This is a genomic window from bacterium (genome assembly GCA_039961635.1).
In the GTDB taxonomy this organism is placed as follows: Bacteria; 4484-113; 4484-113; order JAGGVC01; family JAGGVC01; genus JABRWB01.
This window is the reverse complement of record JABRWB010000008.1, coordinates 1-18,687: the sequence shown is the minus strand read 5'-3', so window position 1 is coordinate 18,687 and position 18,687 is coordinate 1. Positions and strand designations below refer to the sequence as shown.

At 57.1% G+C, this 18,687-nt stretch carries 15 protein-coding genes; 14 read left to right on the top strand and 1 reads right to left on the bottom strand.

All coding sequences use genetic code 11. From position 1 onward, the window contains the following. Positions 1 to 2: 2 nt before the first annotated feature. Positions 3 to 1,010: an NAD(P)-dependent glycerol-3-phosphate dehydrogenase gene (locus HRF49_01160; protein ID MEP0813259.1), complete on the top strand. Its 1,008-nt coding sequence runs from the start codon at positions 3 to 5 to the stop codon at positions 1,008 to 1,010. 7 nt (positions 1,011 to 1,017) lie between these two features. Here HRF49_01160 and HRF49_01155 read toward each other — a convergent pair whose 3' ends face one another. Continuing rightward, positions 1,018 to 3,894 (bottom strand): S8/S53 family peptidase, encoded by a 2,877-nt coding sequence (locus HRF49_01155; protein MEP0813258.1) that lies wholly within the window; start codon positions 3,892 to 3,894, stop codon positions 1,018 to 1,020. A gap of 615 nt (positions 3,895 to 4,509) precedes the next feature. On the opposite strand from HRF49_01155, the gene HRF49_01150 reads away from it, so the two are divergent. The 13 genes from HRF49_01150 to HRF49_01090 all read left to right on the top strand — a co-directional run. Then, positions 4,510 to 6,903 carry a hypothetical protein gene (locus HRF49_01150; protein ID MEP0813257.1) on the top strand — a complete coding sequence of 798 codons (2,394 nt, stop codon included), beginning with the start codon at positions 4,510 to 4,512 and terminating at the stop codon, positions 6,901 to 6,903. Positions 6,904 to 6,921: 18 nt separating this feature from the next. Then, positions 6,922 to 7,836 carry an AtpZ/AtpI family protein gene (locus HRF49_01145; protein MEP0813256.1) on the top strand — a complete coding sequence of 305 codons (915 nt, stop codon included), beginning with the start codon at positions 6,922 to 6,924 and terminating at the stop codon, positions 7,834 to 7,836. Next, positions 7,820 to 8,680 carry a F0F1 ATP synthase subunit A gene (gene atpB / locus HRF49_01140; GenBank protein MEP0813255.1) on the top strand — a complete coding sequence of 287 codons (861 nt, stop codon included), beginning with the start codon at positions 7,820 to 7,822 and terminating at the stop codon, positions 8,678 to 8,680. The genes HRF49_01145 and atpB overlap by 17 nt, the downstream gene beginning before the upstream one ends. Positions 8,681 to 8,712: 32 nt before the next feature. Then, positions 8,713 to 8,919 carry an ATP synthase F0 subunit C gene (gene atpE, locus HRF49_01135; protein MEP0813254.1) on the top strand — a complete coding sequence of 69 codons (207 nt, stop codon included), beginning with the start codon at positions 8,713 to 8,715 and terminating at the stop codon, positions 8,917 to 8,919. A 46-nt stretch (positions 8,920 to 8,965) separates the two neighbouring features. Continuing rightward, the gene (gene atpF / locus HRF49_01130) at positions 8,966 to 9,463 is read left to right on the top strand and encodes a F0F1 ATP synthase subunit B (protein ID MEP0813253.1); all 498 of its coding nucleotides are present in this window, start codon (positions 8,966 to 8,968) and stop codon (positions 9,461 to 9,463) included. Then, entirely contained in the window at positions 9,460 to 10,008 is a 549-nt protein-coding gene (gene atpH, locus HRF49_01125; protein MEP0813252.1) for an ATP synthase F1 subunit delta, read from the top strand. The genes atpF and atpH overlap by 4 nt, the downstream gene beginning before the upstream one ends. A 40-nt stretch (positions 10,009 to 10,048) precedes the next feature. After that, a complete protein-coding gene (locus HRF49_01120) occupies positions 10,049 to 11,704 on the top strand; it encodes a F0F1 ATP synthase subunit alpha (GenBank protein ID MEP0813251.1) in 1,656 nt (551 codons plus the stop codon). A gap of 16 nt (positions 11,705 to 11,720) precedes the next feature. Beyond that, positions 11,721 to 12,080 (top strand): hypothetical protein, encoded by a 360-nt coding sequence (locus tag HRF49_01115; GenBank protein MEP0813250.1) that lies wholly within the window; start codon positions 11,721 to 11,723, stop codon positions 12,078 to 12,080. 9 nt (positions 12,081 to 12,089) lie between these two features. Continuing rightward, entirely contained in the window at positions 12,090 to 12,974 is an 885-nt protein-coding gene (atpG, locus tag HRF49_01110) for an ATP synthase F1 subunit gamma (protein ID MEP0813249.1), read from the top strand. An 11-nt stretch (positions 12,975 to 12,985) separates the two neighbouring features. After that, a complete protein-coding gene (atpD, locus tag HRF49_01105) occupies positions 12,986 to 14,440 on the top strand; it encodes a F0F1 ATP synthase subunit beta (protein MEP0813248.1) in 1,455 nt (484 codons plus the stop codon). 3 nt (positions 14,441 to 14,443) lie between these two features. Continuing rightward, positions 14,444 to 14,905 carry a F0F1 ATP synthase subunit epsilon gene (locus HRF49_01100; protein ID MEP0813247.1) on the top strand — a complete coding sequence of 154 codons (462 nt, stop codon included), beginning with the start codon at positions 14,444 to 14,446 and terminating at the stop codon, positions 14,903 to 14,905. Positions 14,906 to 14,907: 2 nt separating this feature from the next. Beyond that, positions 14,908 to 16,203: a UDP-N-acetylglucosamine 1-carboxyvinyltransferase gene (murA, locus tag HRF49_01095; GenBank protein ID MEP0813246.1), complete on the top strand. Its 1,296-nt coding sequence runs from the start codon at positions 14,908 to 14,910 to the stop codon at positions 16,201 to 16,203. Between the two features lie 203 nt (positions 16,204 to 16,406). Next, positions 16,407 to 18,687, top strand: a 2,281-nt coding sequence (locus tag HRF49_01090; GenBank protein ID MEP0813245.1) for a VWA domain-containing protein, incomplete at its 3' end; no start/stop codon positions are given.

The window sequence follows — 18,687 nt, the reverse complement described above, 5'->3', positions numbered from 1 at the left end:
GCATGGCAGAGCAACGCAAAATCGCTGTAATCGGCGGCGGAAGCTGGGGCACCGCGTTCGCATGGCTGCAGGGAACGAAAGGCGTTCCGGTGACGGTATGGGCGCGTGAGCCGGAAGTCGTAGAGGGGATAAACACATTCAAGCGCAATCCCTTTTTCTGCAAGGGCGCGCTGCTTCCGACTTGCGTCTGCGCCACCGGAGACCTTGCGGAAGCTCTCGACGGAGCGTGGCTGGGCGTCGCGGCCGTGCCGTCAAAATTCCTTCCCGGAATGGTTGACGAGCTTCGGCCGGTCTGGCCGGACGGAACAGCGTACCTTTCGCTGACGAAGGGGCTTTGCGGCGAGCCGCCGGGATTCGCCAACGAGTACTTCGCGCGAAACTGGCCGGAGCTCGGCTCCGCGCGTTTCGCGGTTCTTTCGGGTCCGAATCTGGCGGACGAGGTCGCGGCGGGCAAACCCGCGGCGGCGGTCGTCGCGAGCGAGTCGGCGGAGCTTGCCTTGAAAATCCAGGGAGCGGTGAGCGCGCCCACTTACCGCGTTTACACCTCATCGGACGTCACGGGCGTGGAGGTCGGCGGTAGCGTGAAAAATATCATCGCCATCGCCGCGGGCATCGTCGAGGGGCTGGGCCTGGGGATAAACGCGCGCAGCGTGCTTATCACGCGCGGGCTGGTGGAAATGTCGCGGTTCGCGCGGTCGCTTGGCGCCCGGCCGGAGACGCTGATGGGGCTTTCGGGACTGGGAGACCTGATTACGACATGTTCCGGCCCCAAGTCCCGCAATTTCGGGTTCGGGATGCGGCTGGCAGCGGGCGAATCCGCGGACGCCATCGTCGAGTCCATGCGGATGGTGGCCGAGGGCGTCACGACCGCGCGCGCGATCCGGGAGCGCGCGGCTTCGATGGGCGTGGAAATGCCCATCGCGGAGCAGGTCTGCCGCATCCTTGACGGCGCGGCGACGCCCGCGGATGCGATTTCCGCGCTTATGGGGCGCGAGCTGAAGGCGGAGTAAGGAGCTTCTACTCGGATCGTTGGCGAACGAAGACAGGATAGATTTTGTAATCATATCTGCCGTTTTCATCCCATTTATTAAACCCAGCAAGAAACACCGCGCAGTCTCCAGAAAACGACGTTGGGCTGCCTGTTAGTAGCGGTCCATTAGGCGCTGTTGATAAATTGGGGTCATGCGATACAGCGTCATACTCAATTGTGTCGTTTTGATCGACATATACCAAGTGGGCTATATCTGGCACTCCGCCCACAAATGGCGGAATAAGTGCATTAGGCAAGCACCATAATGCGGAATTGTACCTTGTCCATGGTGCATTAGGGGAAAAAACGGTGCTGTACAGGCAATAGGCACTGTCATCAAGCAACTCAATCCCAAGCTGCGGCTCAGCTGTTCTTGTAATCAACTCGCCAATGAAATGGTCTCCGCCTATGGGACCGCCCTCCATTTCGCCATAAAAGCCTTGGTAAAGCGAAACAAAGTAATTCCAATATGGTCCCATTTGCACAATCTCGCGGCATAATACCGCGATTTCGTCGTCATCATTAACATCAAGGTCAATTTCAGAGCTGTCCCAGAGGCTTGTTGAGATCGTTTCAACAGGACTTGCCCATTCCTCATTAGAAGAATCGAAATATGCAAGCTGAAGGCTATGGATTCCTGACCAGTGCTTCGCATATGCGTAAATGACATCTCCGTTTGATAGCGCATGAATGCTGTTGCGTAAATGATATGCCTTGTCTGGAAAATAATAAACGTATTCAGGCGTGTCGTACTGCTGATGCGATGCCCCACTGAAAACATGCAGTTTTCCAGGGCTATTTGAAGAACCCATTGTTAAAACCTGAATATTTCCATCGCCAGACAGGGAGCAATCTAGTACTCTGCCTCCAGATTCCACCTCACCTGCTAACTCCCAGGATCCGTTATCATATGTATAAACTTTCAGATCAGGATTAGTTGTGGTGGATCCGCTTGTACCAAAGTCGTTTATGGCTAGATATATGGTATCACCTTCAAACGCGATGGAGTAATTGCCGTATGAAAATCCGGGAACTGAGGTGGGTGTGTCACTCCAAGAAAAGGTGGATTTATCAAAAGAGACTATATGGAAAATGGGCGATTCGCTGGAACCTGTCGGCAGGACTGCGGTCAAATTGTAATCCGGACGGGCGACCAGCCAGTCAAGGTCCTTGGTGTAATCTACAAGCTTGTATGCCCCATGCTCTGTTCCCCCGAGGTTCATTTCGCCTAAAAATTCAAGAATTTCCTCGAAGTCGAAGAATGGCGTGTAGTCGCTTTGGTCGTCGGGATCATAATTGTAATGAACGCAACGGCTGTTAACTATGTCCAAAAATTCATTATAGGTAAGATCGGGCTTTAGTGCACACAGCGCCAATGCGCCGACCGTGACTTCAGGCGCGGCCCAGCTGGTGCCGCTGGAGTTGTATGTTCCTCCGCCGGAAGCAAGAACCTGCAATGGCTCGTCATCCGACCCGCTTACGCAATAAACGTCCACCCAAGGCCCGTAATTGCTTCCCTCATTTGAATCGATCCATCGTTGGGATTCATCCGTTGCGGTCCCGCCTACTGCTATAACCGTGGAATACGACGAAGGATAAATTCGGCCATCAATGTCGTTATTTACACCTTGGTTATGCGCGCCAGTCACGCAGATAACATCAAAGTCGAGCACCATCTCCCGTATCTTCGCATGCAACTCCTGCCGATCTCCCAATGAGGCTTCGCCTTTAGTGTATCCCACACTAATGAGGCAGGTTTTAATATTTAAGTCGTTATATTGCTTCCAGGTCTTAATTAGGTCAATAGCATAAATAACATTAAGAATATCAATGCTTAATTGATCATCAGAAACGCGAATGGGCAATATTTTGGCTTTTGGCAAAATGCCGCATAGCATGCTCCCGTTTTCCGAAGCGGCCATTATTCCGGCGCATGCGGTGCCATGGTTTTGGTCGCCAGCTTCTGGCAGATCATCTCCGTCAACCAAGTCTGTTTCAAGGCCTTCGGGAAGAAATAGGCTGTCCTGGATGTCTGGATGGTCCAAGTCAACACCCACATCAACAAGCGCGCAAATCAAAGGATTTCCTTCCTCGTCCTTTGGATCCAGATTCAAATTCCATACCAGGCTGGAATGAATCATGGGCAAGAAATATGGAGATTCCGGCCATTGCTGCCGGTCATAATACTGGCCTGAACCATTGACGTATGGATCGGAAACCATATACTCATATTTGTCCGCAAAAGGTGCCGATGCGCATTGACCTTCAAATTCAATCGGTTCGATTAATCTGATAAAGTCCGAATTATCTTCCCATATTACTCCAATTAAAGATTCAACGTCGACATTTGTGGTGACAAATAGAGAAGGGTACTCGAAGACGTAGGTGTCGCCGACATACTCAATCAATGGGCTTTGGCCTTCACCGTAAGTGTCTAATAAATATTTTGAAAGGCTGATGTACTGGGTGTCCCTGAGCAATTCCGGAACAGGGGCGTTATTGATCCACGAGGCGATTTGGCTTGTATTGGCAACCGGAATGAGAGGAAGGCTTTGGCCTTGGCGTTCGTTGTTCAGTTCGGCGAGATCAATATCAGGAAAGTACATAATCGCAACCTTAAACGGTGGCTCCAGAGTGGACACCTGTCTAAGCGCGTCCATCCGCTGGTCAATGGACAAAGTCTGCAAAAGGAAAGGAACTTTGCCGCTTTCATCCAGATTTGGCGCTGTGCCTGGCTGATTCTGCGGATTGGGCTTAGGTGCCATTGGATTCAGAAGTTGTTGTTTGTGACGATTGCCACAAGAGTCGGCAAGACCGGAGACAAACGCGGCAAAGCTGACAAGAAAGAACACACGCAAAATCAACTTGGCAATTCCAGATACCTCCGAGTACGGAAATGCGATTGTTCGGAGGAATTTTAACTGGTTGTTTGAGTTCTGTCAAGCGTTTTCAGGTGCATTCTCAAAGGAATTTAAGGTATAATGCCACATGCCCTTTTGGGTGTTTTTTGTACTGGTGGATTCATGAAGTTAACTTTCATCCTTTTTGCGCTACTTACACTTACGCTTTGCGCTGTTGCGCCTTTTGCGTGTAGCCGGAATTCGTCACGCGCCATTGGCACTGCTGAAAGTAAAAGTAAAGGTGCTACAGCTGATCAACCAGGCGCAATGGAAGACAAGGCCGGGAATGCCGTTCTGAATTCACTTGAAGATGACCCTCACGCGCGCGAGGTTGCCGAGTATTTAAGAACGGGCGTTCCCGTGCTTATTCCCCGATGGAGAGACAAGTTTGAGCTTCCTTATGTCGGACCTGTCACGACAAGCCAGGGGATAGTTGAACGTCCGAATATGCCGAACCCCAAACTGATCATTTCTGGTGGTGATTCTAGTTCCCGCGGCAATTCAAGATCAGCTACCAAAGTTGGCCTTGGGAATCCGCAGCCTCCAACTGTTGGTACTTGCAGGCACGCGTTTTTGCTTGTGAAAAGCGGAATCTACAGCCAGCCCAACGATGCAGCCTCCGCCAATGAAAAGCTGTTTGGAAGTAATTCTGGAAACACATGCCCTTCGCTAACCGACTTTTACTCGGAGATGAGCTTTGGAAAGCTTACAATTTCCGGAGGAGTCTTTCCTTCGTCCGGAGCGTACGAAGTGGGGGGCATTAGCTCTTCCAACTGGAATCCAAGCACGGTTGTCACTGATGCGATGAATGCTGCAAACGCGGAGGTGGATTTTTCGCAGTACGACGGTGACAACGACGGTTACATCGATTGTTTAACAATAGTGCTTCCCCATCTAAGCGCAATACTGGAGCCGGTTCGCGCATTTGTCAGTTTTGGCTGGTCCGGTCCATTATTTGATGGCAAACGTATTACTACGATTGGATTTCTTGGTTACTCGGACTTAGATCCTGAAAGTCGCACGGTACATCACGAGCAAGGCCATTTTTTCAACCTCCCCGATTACTACGACCTCGGCGGCGACAGCGCGCCGGCCAATCCCGGCACAGACGGCAACGAATCGCTTGGCGTCGGATATTGGGATCTCATGTGCGCGGGCAACCTGACCAATCCGCCGATGCACATGAGTCCGTACAACAAGTGGCTTCTCAACTGGATCGAGCCTACGGTGCTGAATACGGACGTGCAGGATTTGGTTCTCCAGCCAAGCAACGACATCAACAATCCCGGCTCGTCGTACATCCTGTGGACGGAGGGCAGCTTCGTCCGCGAGTTCTTCATCATCGAAAACCGCTGGCAGGTGGCGACGTCCGACATCGGGCCGAATCCGGGCCGCGGGCTTCTCGTCTGGCACGTGGACGAGGACGAGATGATCAATCCTTCGTCCGGCTACGGCGTGAACGACATCGAAGAGCACAAGGCGCTGGATCTGGAAGAGGCGGACGGCCAGGCGGCGATCGACCATATGTGGAATTACGGCGACGCGGGCGACGTCTATCCGCAGGGCACCAAGGAATTCAAGTTCACGACGAATCCATCGAGCGCAAATTACGCGGGCGACGACACCCAGGTGCGCATTTACAACATTCGAAAGGACGACGCATCGCAAACGGTAACGATAAACGCGCAGATAACTAGCTTCACATTCGACTTCAACAGCCTGCCTCCGATGATCGGCACGGGGACCGTGGACATCGCGCCGAACATTGACGGCAATCTGGACAAGGTCGAGCTTTACCTCAACGACGCGCTGGTGTTTGAGGCCACAAGCCCGCCCTACTCGTATTCCTGGGATACGACCGAAATGGTTTTCGGCCAGGTTCTTATCCGCGGCATCGGTTACACGCCTTCCGAGCAGCGCGAGGTGGCGCAGGACATGCTGGTGGACAACACGCCTGTCCTGTTCCCGTTCGCGGACAATGCCGAAAACGGATTTTTCCAGATATTCCCGCTCGACTCGCGGCATCCTTCGACCTCGCTGCGCACCTCGACGCGCCAGGCGCCGGGCACGCCCGAAGACCTCGCGAATGCCGGAACCGGCCAGTGGCGGCAGCGCGCCGATTTCAAAACAAGCGGCGAGCGCAGCTTTTACTGCGGCAAAGGCGCGGGAACCTACGACAACTTCGAGAGCGATTATCTCGTAACGCGCAAGATAAACTTGAACGGCGTGAGCACTCCGGTGCTTTCGTTCAGCCACCAGTACGATATGGAGGAGAACAAGGATTTCGGCCGCGTCTACATCACCGACAACAACGGCCAGACATTCACCCAGCTCGCGCAGTACACCGGGACGCACGCGAACGAAAAAATCAACATCCCGCTGTCAAGCTGGATCGGAAAGACGGTGCGCATCGTATTCTTCTTCGAAAGCGACGGAACCGGCACGGATCCCGGCCCGTCCATAACCGGCAGCGGCTGGTGGATTGACGACATCGTGGTCTCGAACGGGCCTGCCAGTCAGCTTCCGACGATCACGATAGTCGATCCGGGCGACAAGGCCGGGGTTTCGGGATCGGTTCCGATCGCGGTGACCACCACCGGATTCGTAAGCAGGGTGGACTACATCGTCTATCACTCCGGCGGAACGTTGATCGCCAACTCGACAACACCGCCGTATTCGACCACGCTGCTGACGGGCGCGCTCCGCAACCAGCGCGCGCTGCTGGAAGCGAAAGCGATTTCGTCCGGAGGCGTATACAGCTCCGACTGGGTGGAGATAGACCTGAACAACCTTCGCGGCGACATCAACGCGGATGGCAAAGTGGACGCCGCGGACGTGGACGCGCTGGCCGCCCGGTTCGGAATGCCTACGAGCGATCCAAACTACCGCGGCTGGTTCGACGCGAACGGCGACGGCTCGGTGGACGAGCGCGACGCGTCGATGATCGGCTACCACTGGGGCGAACAGCTCTAGCCAGCTATACTTGCGCCGATGGGCGGCTACGATTCCGGCGGATGGCGCGGCGTGGGACTCGCCATGAGCATACCTTTCATGCTCGGCGCGGGGCCGATTCTCGGCTGGTTCATCGGGGTCTGGCTTGACGGCGTGGCCGGCACCGGCTTTCTGCGGTTCGCGTTTCTCGTTCTCGGATTCGTCGCGGGCGTGCGCTCGGTCGCGCGCGTCCTGCGCGAAGACTTGCGGCCGGAACCGGTTTCCGTGCCCGAAATGCGTCAGGGAGCCGACGAGTTCACGGCGATAGGCCGCGCGCCAACCCCGCATGCGGCCTCGGAGTCCGATAGGTTTGTGGACGAGGACGGCCACACGATAGGAACGATGAGCTACAACGCGCGCATCCGACGTCCCGCGAGGCCGTTCGCTCCTTCCCTGCAATCCGAACCGGAGACTACTTGCGAAAAGCCGCCTGATCCTCCCGCTTTGCCGGAAGCGCCGGTTGAAAGTGATTCCGCATCTGCAGCGCCCGGAATCGGCGGCGAAGCCGCCGGCTACGGCGACGCGCTTTTTTCGCTTCCCGCGATTCTGGGTTCCGGGCTGGCGGTCACCGCCGCCGCGGCCGCGGTCGCGGGATTCGTTATAGACCGCGAAATCGGCCTGGGCATGATCGCGGCCGGATTGTGGAATCTATGCAATTTCGCGGTGCTCTGGATGGCGTTCAAGGTTTTGTTTTCCGGCAAGAAATGGATGTTATCCTTTACAATCCCCATCGTTTTCATTAAGATACCGCTGCTTTATTTCCTGGTGGTTCAACTTTTCAGGCTCCGCCTGTTCGATTCCCGGGGAATGGTGCTTGGACTGCTGGTTTTGCCGGTGGTCTTTTTATATTTGGCCCTGATTGGAAGCAAGGCCGGTTCAGGTCGAATGAATGCAGTATATGGTTCTCGCAAGTGAGCAAGGTCACGAGGTAGCCGGAGCGGCGGAACACGCCGCGCATGCCGCGCACGAAGGCGGCCACCACGTACCCGAGCTTCCCAACGTTTTCGTCGTCTTGAAAGACCTCGGTGTGATTCACGCCGATAAATTCACAATCTTCGGCCGCGAACTTTCGCTCACCGACATCACTTTCATTTCATACAGCATCCTCATCATGCTCACGATAATCGCTTGGATTGCGATCGCGCGCGGCGGGATGAAGATGCGCCCGACCGGCAGGCTTTACATCGTCACCGAGATGTTTCTGGGCGGATTGCGCGACTTTTTCGGCGGCGTTCTGGGCAAGCACGAGGTCAACAAGCACATCTGGCTGATCGGAACGCTGTTCGTTTACATCCTGTTTCAGAATTTGAACGGAATCGTCCCGCTCGGCTTCGCGACCTCCGCAAGCCTTTCAATGAACCTCGCGATGGCGACGATCGTGTTCTTTTACGTGCAGTACGTAGGCATTTCGCGAAACGGATTCGGAGGATGGTTCAAGCACCTTCTCGGCAGCCCGACCGATGCCATCACATGGGGTCTCTCGCCGCTTTTTCTCATCCTTCACATTCTCGAAGAGCTGATAAGACCAATAAGCCTGTCGCTTCGTCTATTCGGCAACATCCTGGGAAAGGATATTCTTCTGGGCGTTTTCATCGGACTCATTTCCATTCCGATTGTCGGATGGTTCAAGCTGATGATTCCGCTTCATTGGCCGTTTTTGTTTCTCGCGCTTTTGCTTTCGGTGATACAGGCGCTGATTTTCAGCATGCTCACCGCGGTTTACATATTGCTTGTACTTCCCCACGGGGAACACCATTAGTTGTCGTTTCATAAACTTCGGAGGAATCAGGTATGGATCTGTATTTTCTCGGTCTGGGCATTGCGGCCCTCGGATCCGGCATCGGAATCGGCATCGCGGTCAACGGCGCCCTCCAGGCGATGGGCCGCCAGCCCTCCATCCAGGGCCAGCTTCAGACGTCGATGATCATCGGCGCGGCGTTCATCGAAGCGCTCACGATTTACGCGCTGGTTGCGACTTACCTGCGCGGCGGCGGCTAGACGGCGGAATGTCTGCATTGGTATTTTCCGCCAGGGAGGTTCCGGCGTGGGCGAACTTGTAAGCATCAATCAACTTATCTGGCACATCGTCGCGTTCATCCTGTTCGCGATCGTGCTTTACCGGATGGCTTGGAAGCCGATCCTCGGCATGATCGACGCGCGCAAGGACGCGATCGACCGCTCCTTCGGCGAGGCGGAGGCCAAGCAGGCGGCCGCCGTCAAGCTCCAGGAGGAGTACGAGTTGAAGCTGCGCGAAATCCAGGAGGAGGCCACCCGGCGCATCCAGGACGCGATAAAGCGCGGCGAGGAAATCGCGGCCGAAATCAAGTCCGGCGCCGAGGCCGAACGCGAAAAGCTGCTGGCGAAAGCCGCGGCGGACGTGGAGCGGGCGCGGGAAATCGCGCGCGCGGAGCTGCGCAACGAAGTCGTCAACCTGACGTTCGCGGTGTCGGAAAAGCTGCTCAAGGATCCGTCCGTACTCGACCGCAAGGCGCATCTGGGGCTGCTTGAGCGCTACCTCGGTGAGGTGGAGAGCGTCCGATGAAAGACCGCCGTGTGGCAAAGCGGTACGCGGTGGCGCTGTTCGAGCTGGCGCTCGAACTGGGCAAGGTCGAGGAGATCGACGCGCAGTGCCTGCAACTGGAAGAGGTGTTTGCGGACAAAGCGCTGCAGCGGTTCTTTTCGCAGCCGCAGATACGCATGTCGGACAAGCGCGCTTTCCTGGAAAAGGTCTTCCGCCAGTCCGTTCATCCCGCGGTGTTCCGCACATTGGAGCTGCTTCTCGAAAAGGGCAGAATGGGCGTGGCCGAGATCGTCTTCGACTATTTCGACATTCTGACCGACCGGTTCCGCGGCATCGAGGAAGTGAGGCTGGTCACCGCCGTTGAAGCGGACCAGGATTACGTAGATCGGCTGGTCGCGAAACTGCGCAAATTCACTAAATATCCGGACTTGCGCGTCAGGACCGAAGTGGATTCAGGAATCATAGGCGGAGCGAAAGTTTACCTGGGGCGCCACACCGTGATTGACGGCACGATCGCATCCCGGCTCAAGCAGATGCATGAGGCGCTCCTGATTTACCAGCATTGATGATCCTGCGGCGGATTCCCGCCGGAGGGGAGGAAGTTAAGTGAGCATCAGACCCGAAGAAATATCGAGCATTCTCAAGGCCGAAATCGCCACCTACCAGGGCGAGCTGACGATGGAAGACCGCGGCATAGTGCTTTCCGTCGGCGACGGCATCGCGCAGGTGTACGGGCTTGAGAAGTGCATGGCGGCGGAAAAGCTGGAATTCCCGCACGGAGTCGCGGGAATCGCGCTCAACCTTGAAGAAGAGAACGTGGGCGTGGTTCTGATGGGCCATGACCAGCTCGTCAAGGAAGGCGACGAAGTGCGGCGCACGGGCGAGATCATCCAGGTTCCGGTCGGCGACGCGATCATCGGGCGCGTAATCAACCCGCTCGGCGAGCCGCTGGACGGCAAGGGCGTCATTGCCACGCACGAAAAGCGGCCCATCGAAAAACGCGCGGACGGCGTCGTACAGCGCCAGCCGGTCAAGGAGCCGCTCCAAACGGGACTTAAGGCGATTGACTCAATGATCCCGATCGGCCGCGGCCAGCGCGAGCTGATAATCGGCGACCGCGGCACCGGCAAAACCGCGATCGCGGTGGACACGATTATCAACCAGCGCGACACCGACGTGCTTTGCATTTATGTCGCGATCGGCCAGAAAAGCTCGACCGTCGCGCGCGTCATCGACCGCTTCCAGAAGGAAGGCGCGATGGAGTACACCACGGTCGTCGTCGCGGGCGCGACCGACCCCGCGCCGCTGCAGTACATCGCGCCTTACGCGGGATGCGCGATGGGAGAGCACTTCTTGTACAACAACAAGCACGTTTTGGTTGTGTACGACGACCTGACCAAGCATGCACAGGCGTACCGCCAGCTTTCGCTGCTGTTGCGCCGTCCGCCGGGCCGCGAGGCGTATCCGGGCGACGTGTTCTATCTGCATTCGAGATTGCTGGAGCGGGCGATCAAGCTGAAGCGCGGCGGGAGTCTCACCGCGCTGCCGATTATCGAAACCCAGGCGGGCGACGTGTCCGCGTACATCCCCACGAACGTGATTTCGATTACCGACGGCCAGATTTATCTCGAATCGGATTTGTTCTACCAGGGCGTTCGCCCCGCCGTGAACGTCGGCCTGTCGGTATCCCGCGTCGGCGGAAATGCCCAAACCCGAATGATGAAGAAAGTCGCGGGCTCGTTGCGCCTCGACCTCGCGCAGTACCGCGAGCTTGCCGCGTTCGCGCAGTTCGGCAGCGAGTTGGACAAATCCACGCAGATGCAGCTCACCCGAGGCGAGCGAATGGTCGAGCTGCTCAAGCAGCCGCAGTATGCTCCAATCCCGGTCGAAGAACAGATTGCCGTGATATATTCCGGCACGGAGGGATACCTGGACGGATATCCCGTAAAGGACGTGCAGCGCTACGCCCAGGAGTTTGTGGCTTTTCTCAAGGACAAGCATCCGATTATTTTCCAAACCTTCAAGGAAGTGGCGGCTCTTGAAGGCGAGGATCGCAAGTTGACAGACCAGTTCGAAGATCGCGAGGAAGCCGCGGCCAAGGGGCAGTCGTCCGCGCACGCGGAGGCGGAGACGATTAAGTCCAAGATCAAGGAAAACAACGACTTAATCAAGAAAAAGATGGACGAGCTCTTTGCCGGTTTGGCCAAGGCTTGCAAGGAGTTCGCGGGAATATTCAAACCAAGCGAGGCGATGGCGGAGTAGCCGGAGCGGAAACCGTTTGAACGAGCGCACCATAAATCTGGAGGAAGTCGTCGGGCGTCAGGTTCTATTGATGCTGAAGCCGGACGCGTTCAGTCAGCTCAAAATCGAAGGGCTTAACAGCCCGAAATTCTACGCAACCGTTTCAGGTTACGACAGCTTCGGCGTTTGGGTAAAGGACGAGCGATACTGCATCACGCCCGCTTACGACTCTGAAGGCAATTTCATTCCTGCGACCGAGCGCCGTGAGGAGTGCCACGTTGCGCATATCCTCATCCAGTGGAGTTTCATACTTTCGATGATTTACATTCCCGGCAGGCAGGGCGTAACCGGCGTTCCGGATGACGAAGCGAGAATGGGATTCCTCGGCAGGCATTAGTAACCGGATATGGGCAACAATCTACGTGACATACGGCGCAGGATAAGGAGTGTCAAGAACACTCAACAAATCACGCGCGCGATGAAGATGGTCGCGGCAGCCAAGTTCCGTCGCGCCGAGGAAAAGGTCGAGCATGCGAAGCGATTCATGAGCCGCATCGACGCGATCCTGGAGCGGCTTTCGCCTGTGATGGGCCAGGTTGCGCATCCGTTCATCTCGTCGGGCGGCCAAACGGAAAACAACCGCGTGCTGTTGGTGTTGCTCACCAGCGACAAGGGGCTTTGCGGCAGCTTCAACTCAAACCTTGTGAAAAAGGCGCTGGAGCATGCCAACGGGCTTACGGCCGCGGGCCGCTCGGTGGAGCTGTTTGCGGTCGGCAAAAAGGGGCGCGACTTTTTCCGCCGCCGCGGCTTCAAAATCTGGCAATACGAGCAGAATCCGCGCCGCGGCCCGGGCTGGGGGATGGTGCGCACCATCGAGAGGCAAATCTCGGCCGCGTTCAAGGCGGGTGAATTCGCGGAGGTTCATGTGGTTTATTCGGACTTCGTGAACGTGACGAAACACATTCCAACCGCGGTGAAGCTGCTGCCCGTCGAGCCGCCGGATCCCAACACGGTTTCCGCGCCCGAGTTCGAAAACGTGATTCTCGAGCCGAAATCCGAAGAGCTTGTCAGGCATACGCTTGATCGCTATTTGGGAATCGAAATTCTTTGCGCGCTTCACGTCAACTACGCCAGCGAGAACGGCGCCAGAATGGTGGCAATGGACAACGCAACAACCGCCGCGGGCGACATGATCGACGCGCTTACGCTTGAATACAACAAGGCCCGCCAGGCCGCGATAACGAAGGAACTTCTCGACATCGTGGGCGGGGCGGAGGCAATGAAGGTATAGGTGCACAAACTATGAGTACGCAAGTTTCAACTGCATTCGCAACGGAGCAGTCCCGGCTCAAAAAAGGTCGGATCGCGCAGATAATCGGCCCGACGCTGGACGTCGAGTTTTCGGACGGCCACCTGCCGGAGATTTTCAACGCAATCGAAGTTTTTAATCCGGCCACCAACACGCTGATCGTCAGCGAGGTCGCGCAGCACCTCGGAAACAACATGGTGCGCGCGATATCGATGACGTCCACCGACGGGCTGGTCCGCGGTATGGAAGTAACCGACACAGGCAAGCCGATAGCGGTGCCTGTGGGCAAGAAGTGCCTGGGGCGCTTGATCGATGTGACTGGAAATCCGATAGACGAGCTTGGCGAAATCGCGGCCGATGAGTACTGGCCGATTCATCGCGAAGCGCCGATGCTCAAGGATCAGAATGTGGAAATTGAAGTTCTGGAAACCGGATTGAAGGTCGTGGATTTGCTGGCGCCTTATCTGAAGGGAGGAAAAATCGGGCTGTTCGGCGGCGCGGGAGTCGGCAAGACGGTTCTCATCCAGGAGCTGATCCGCAACATCGCGACCGAGCACAGCGGTTTTTCCGTTTTCGGCGGGGTGGGCGAGCGCACGCGCGAGGGCAACGACCTGTGGCGCGAGATGAAGGAATCCGGCGTAATCAAGAACACGGTCATGGTGTTCGGCCAAATGAACGAGCCGCCGGGAGCGCGGTTGCGCGTGGGGCTTTCCGCACTGACCATCGCGGAATACTTCCGCGACCGCGAAGGTCTGGACGTGCTTCTTTTCATTGACAACATTTTCCGTTTCGTCCAGGCGGGCAGCGAAGTTTCCGCGCTTCTCGGCAGGCTCCCCAGCGCGGTCGGCTACCAGCCGTCGCTCGCGACCGAAATGGGCGAGCTGCAGGAGCGCATCACTTCCACCAAGAACGGCTCGGTCACTTCGATACAGGCGATTTACGTGCCCGCCGACGACTATACCGATCCCGCTCCCGCGACGACGTTCGCTCATCTGGATGCGACTACCAACCTTTCGCGCCCCATCGCGGAGCTGGGAATTTATCCCGCGGTCGATCCGCTCGATTCCACGTCGCGAATTCTCGATCCCGCGGTGGTCGGTTTGGAGCATTACACGGTGGCGCGCACGACGCAGCAAATCCTGCAGCGGTTCAAAGACCTTCAGGACATCATCGCCATTCTGGGAATGGAAGAGCTTTCGGAAGACGACAAAATCGCGGTTGCGCGCGCGCGGCGCATCCAGCGCTTCCTCTCTCAACCGAACTTCGTGGCGGAGCAGTTCACGGGCAAGCCGGGACGCTACGTTCCTCTCAAGAAGACGGTCGAAAGCTTCCGCACGCTGATAGACGGCAAATGCGACCACATCCCGGAAAAATATTTCATGTACGTCGGCGACATTTCGGAGGTTTTCGAGCATTACGAAGAGGACAAGGCCAAGGGTCTGGTGTAAAGAATGAGCATCGGGCGCAACTTCAAGGTGGAAATACTGGAGCCGGACGGAAAGTACGTCGAGCTTGCGCCGGGCGACCGGTTCAGCGGGCTGGCGACCGACCTCGTTTTTCCCGCGCTGGACGGATTTGCAGGGATAAAGCCCGGCCACGCACAAATGCTGGCCGGAGTGGGCATCGGCGACTTGATGATTATCGAGGACCGGGCGGAGGGCGGGCCGCGCGTCCTGCACTTCGCGATCAGCGGCGGGCTTTTGGAAGTCGCGGACGGCGGCGACGTGACCGTTTACGCGGATTCGATCGAATACGCGGGCGCGATCGACTGCGAGCGCGCCCGAGAGTCCGAAGAGCGCGCGCGCAAGCGCCTGGAATCGAAGGAGAGCGGCACCGACGAGGAACGCGCGCGCGCGGCGCTTCTTCGCGCACTCAACCGCGAGGAGATCGCTAAGAAGTACGGGAGGCGGTAGGTTTGTCCCACCTCTGGATTCGGGGGGGAAAGACCCTCGAAGGTTCGGTCGAAGCCAGCGGCAGCAAAAACGCCGCGTTGCCCATCATCGCGGCATCTCTTCTTGTGCAGGGCAAGGTTTCTCTCTCGCGCATCCCCGACCTGACCGATATCCGCGTAATCTGCGAAATGATCGACGCTCTGGGCGCGAAGTCCTCGTATAACGCGGCCGAGCATACGCTTGAAATAGACGCATCGGGAGTATCCGGCGTCGAAGCCCCGTACGAGCTTGTCGAAAAGATGCGCGCCAGCTTTCTCGTTCTCGGGCCGCTCGTCGCGCGGTTCGGCGAGGCGCGTGTGCCCCTTCCGGGCGGATGCCGCATCGGCGTGCGCTCCGTGGATTCGCATTTGACCGCTCTCAAGGGGCTGGGGGTTGAAATCGAGCAGGACAAGGGCTTGATCGTCGCGAAAGGCAAACCCGCGTCCGGCGAGCTTTACCTTGAAATGCCGTCGGTCGGCGCAACCGAAAACGCGATAATGGCCGCGGTTCTGTCGGAGGGAAAAACGAAAGTTTACAACTGCGCGATGGAGCCGGAGATTTACGACCTCGCGGGGTTTCTCTCCGCCTGCGGCGCGCGGATTTCGGGCGCGGGCACGCGCGAAATCGAAATTGAAGGCGTCCGCTCGCTGCACTCCGCCGACTATACGATTATTCCGGACAGAATCGAAGCGGGCGCGCTGCTTATCGCGGGCGCGGCGACAGCGGGAAAAGTAACGGTGGCCGGAGCCGAGCCGGAACACTTGACGGCGCTGACCGATAAACTGATCGAAATCGGCTGCAACGTCGTTTTGACCAAGGATTCGATTTCCGTGGACGCGCCGGAAAAAATAGCGCCCACATCGGTGCGCACGCTCGTGTATCCCGGATTCCCTACCGATCTCCAGCCGCAGATGATGACGCTGCTGACCCGCGCATCGGGCGTATCAATCGTCACCGAAACGCTTTACGAAAATCGTTTCACCCATGTCGCGGAGCTGAACAGGATGGGCGCGCGAATCAAAACGCGCGGAAACACCGCCATAGTCGAGCCGATGGAAGGCTCGCTTTCCGGCGCGCCGGTCAAGGCGTACGACATACGCGGCGGCGCGGCGATGGTCATCGCCGGGCTTATGGCGTCGGGCGAGACTACGATTACCGGAGTGGGATTCATTGACCGCGGCCACGAACACATCGAGCGAAAGCTGGCCATGCTCGGTGCGGAAATAGAGAGAAGGGACGGCGACATGTACCTGGAATCCGGCGAGGAGAACGGCGCCTAGCCCAAAAGGGCCGTTCCAACACATTTAATAAATGCGCCGCGATATTTTTTATTGGAAGATTTTTTCTTCCCTGCGACAGTAAACCATTGCAGCCCGCAGCCGTTAAACCGCCTTGTGTTTGTGAACCAGGCGGAAAATCGGGCGTCTTACCGTTTTGTGTATACTTTGGCGCATCCGGGCCGCATCCATCGGAGGTACCAACCATGAGCAATCGTTTTGGGGCGTTTTCCGCCTTTTTTGCATTAATCGCAGTTTCGGCGTTCATTTTGGCGCCCGCGATTCCCGCACATGCCGACGGGATAATGATCCCCCCTGCGGAAATTCCCGTGCGCGACGCGTTCGCCATCCGCTACCACCGCGTCACTGTCGAAATATCCGACGGCCTCGTGCGAACCCGCGTGGACCAGGAATTCGAGAATCTGACCGGGCGCCGCATCGAAGCGGACTATGTTTTCCCCATTCCGCACGGCGCCACTCTGGAGAATTTCGCGATGTGGGTGGGCGGCGAGAAAATTTCCGGCAAGGTGCTGCCCGCAAGCGAGGCGCGCAAGATTTACGAGGACATCGTGCGCCAGCAGCGCGATCCGGCGCTTCTCGAATACATCGGAAACGACGCGTTCCGCGCGCGCGTATTTCCAATAGAGCCGGGCGAGAAAAAGCGCGTCGAGCTTTCGTACACGCAGATGATAAAGGCGGACAACGGGCTGTACGAGTACGTTTATCCGCTCAACACGGAAAAATTCAGCGCCCAGATGATCGACTCGGTTTCCGTCGCGTGCAAGATCGAAACGTCCGCGCCGCTGAAGACGATATACTCGCCGACGCACACGATCAGCGTGAACCGCCAGGACGACAAGCGGGCTACCGCCAGCTACGAAGCTTCGAACGTGCGCCCAGACGTGGACTTCGCGCTCTACTATTCGGTTGATTCGCGCGAAATCGGTGCGAGTCTTCTGGCTTACACCGAAGACAGCGGCGAGGACGGATTTTTCGTCGCGACGGTAACGCCGCGCGTCCAGTCTGAAAGCGCGAAGGTGATAGCGAAAAACTTCATCTTCGTTCTCGACAAGAGCGGAAGCATGCTGGACGACGACAAGATATCCCAGGCCAAAGACGCGCTGCGGTTCGTGCTGCGCAGCTTGAATCCCGGCGACCGATTCAACGTGATCGCATATTCCGACTCGCTTTGGGAGTGCTTCAAGAGCGGGATGAAAACGTGGGACAACAAGAGCCGCGACGAGGCGCTGGATTTCGTAAACCAGTTCGAAGCGGACGGAGGAACCAACATCAACGAGGCGCTCCTCCGCGCGCTGGAGATGCTCAAGGCAGAGGGCGGAAGCAAGCCATCCTACATCGTGTTTTTGACGGACGGACTGCCGACCGTGGGCGAGACCGATGAAAGCAGAATAATCTCGAACGTTAGTGCTGCGAACAAATCCAAGGCGCGGTTGTTCTCGTTCGGCGTCGGATACGATGTGAACACGCATCTTTTGGACAAGCTCACCGAGGCCAACCATGGCATGACGGAATACGTACGCCCGAACGAGGACATCGAGGTCAAAGTATCCAGCCTGTACGGCAAGATTTCCAGCCCCGTTCTTACCGACGTGACCATTTCGTTCGAGGGCGCGACCGTCCGTGAGCTTTATCCGCCCCAAATGCCCGATTTGTTCAAGGGCAACCAGATTATCCTGACGGGCAGGTTCAAGCCGGGCGCCGGAAGCGCGACGATTAAGCTTTCAGGAAAGGTTGACGGAAATGCAAAGAGTTTCAGCTTTCCGGTCAGCTTCGCCTCGCGCGCGTCTTACAATTTCGTGCCGCGCATCTGGGCGGGCCGCAAAATCGGCTATCTGACGGACGAAATACGACTACACGGAATCAACCAGGAGCTGATCGACGAAATAATCCGCCTGTCCAAGCGCTACGGAATAATCACGGAGTACACAAGCTTCCTGATTCGCGAAGACGACATGCTGTACGCTCCCGCGGAAGAGCAGTTGGAGCGCGCCTCAAAAGAAGCGCAGGACTTGGCGATGGACGTCTCCGGCGCCGGCGCGGTCGGCCAGTCGGCGACCAACCAAATGCTAAAAGGCCAGGCCGCGGGCGGCCAAGGCAACGCCGCCGCGCCGATGGCTTACTACAACGCGGAAGGCGACGAAGTGCAGGTGACCAACATCAAGTACGTAGGCGAGCAGACGTACTTCCTCAACAAAGGATACTGGACCGATTCACGGTTTGATCCCGACAAGATGCAAGTGACCGAAATCAAAGCATACAGCCAGGCATATTTCGACCTAATGGCGCAGTCGCATGAGCTCGGCAAGTACCTTTCGCTCGGCGAGCAGGTTATTCTGGTGTTGGCCGACGGTACGGCGCTTAAGGTGAGCACAGACGCCGGTCTGGAAACGCTTCCTCAAGACAAGCAGGAATATATCGGAAAGCAGATTGCGTCCGGAGGCGGCAACCGATCGGGAGGACTCAAAG

Bases quoted from the DNA above. Each gene is read 5' to 3' on its own strand.
- HRF49_01160 (MEP0813259.1), top strand. From the start codon at position 3: ATGGCAGAGCAACGCAAAATCGCTGTAATCGGCGGCGGAAGCTGGGGC.
- HRF49_01145 (MEP0813256.1), top strand. From the start codon at position 6,922: ATGGGCGGCTACGATTCCGGCGGATGGCGCGGCGTGGGACTCGCCATG.
- atpB (MEP0813255.1), top strand. From the start codon at position 7,820: ATGGTTCTCGCAAGTGAGCAAGGTCACGAGGTAGCCGGAGCGGCGGAA.
- atpE (MEP0813254.1), top strand. From the start codon at position 8,713: ATGGATCTGTATTTTCTCGGTCTGGGCATTGCGGCCCTCGGATCCGGC.
- atpH (MEP0813252.1), top strand. From the start codon at position 9,460: ATGAAAGACCGCCGTGTGGCAAAGCGGTACGCGGTGGCGCTGTTCGAG.
- atpG (MEP0813249.1), top strand. From the start codon at position 12,090: ATGGGCAACAATCTACGTGACATACGGCGCAGGATAAGGAGTGTCAAG.
- atpD (MEP0813248.1), top strand. From the start codon at position 12,986: ATGAGTACGCAAGTTTCAACTGCATTCGCAACGGAGCAGTCCCGGCTC.
- HRF49_01100 (MEP0813247.1), top strand. From the start codon at position 14,444: ATGAGCATCGGGCGCAACTTCAAGGTGGAAATACTGGAGCCGGACGGA.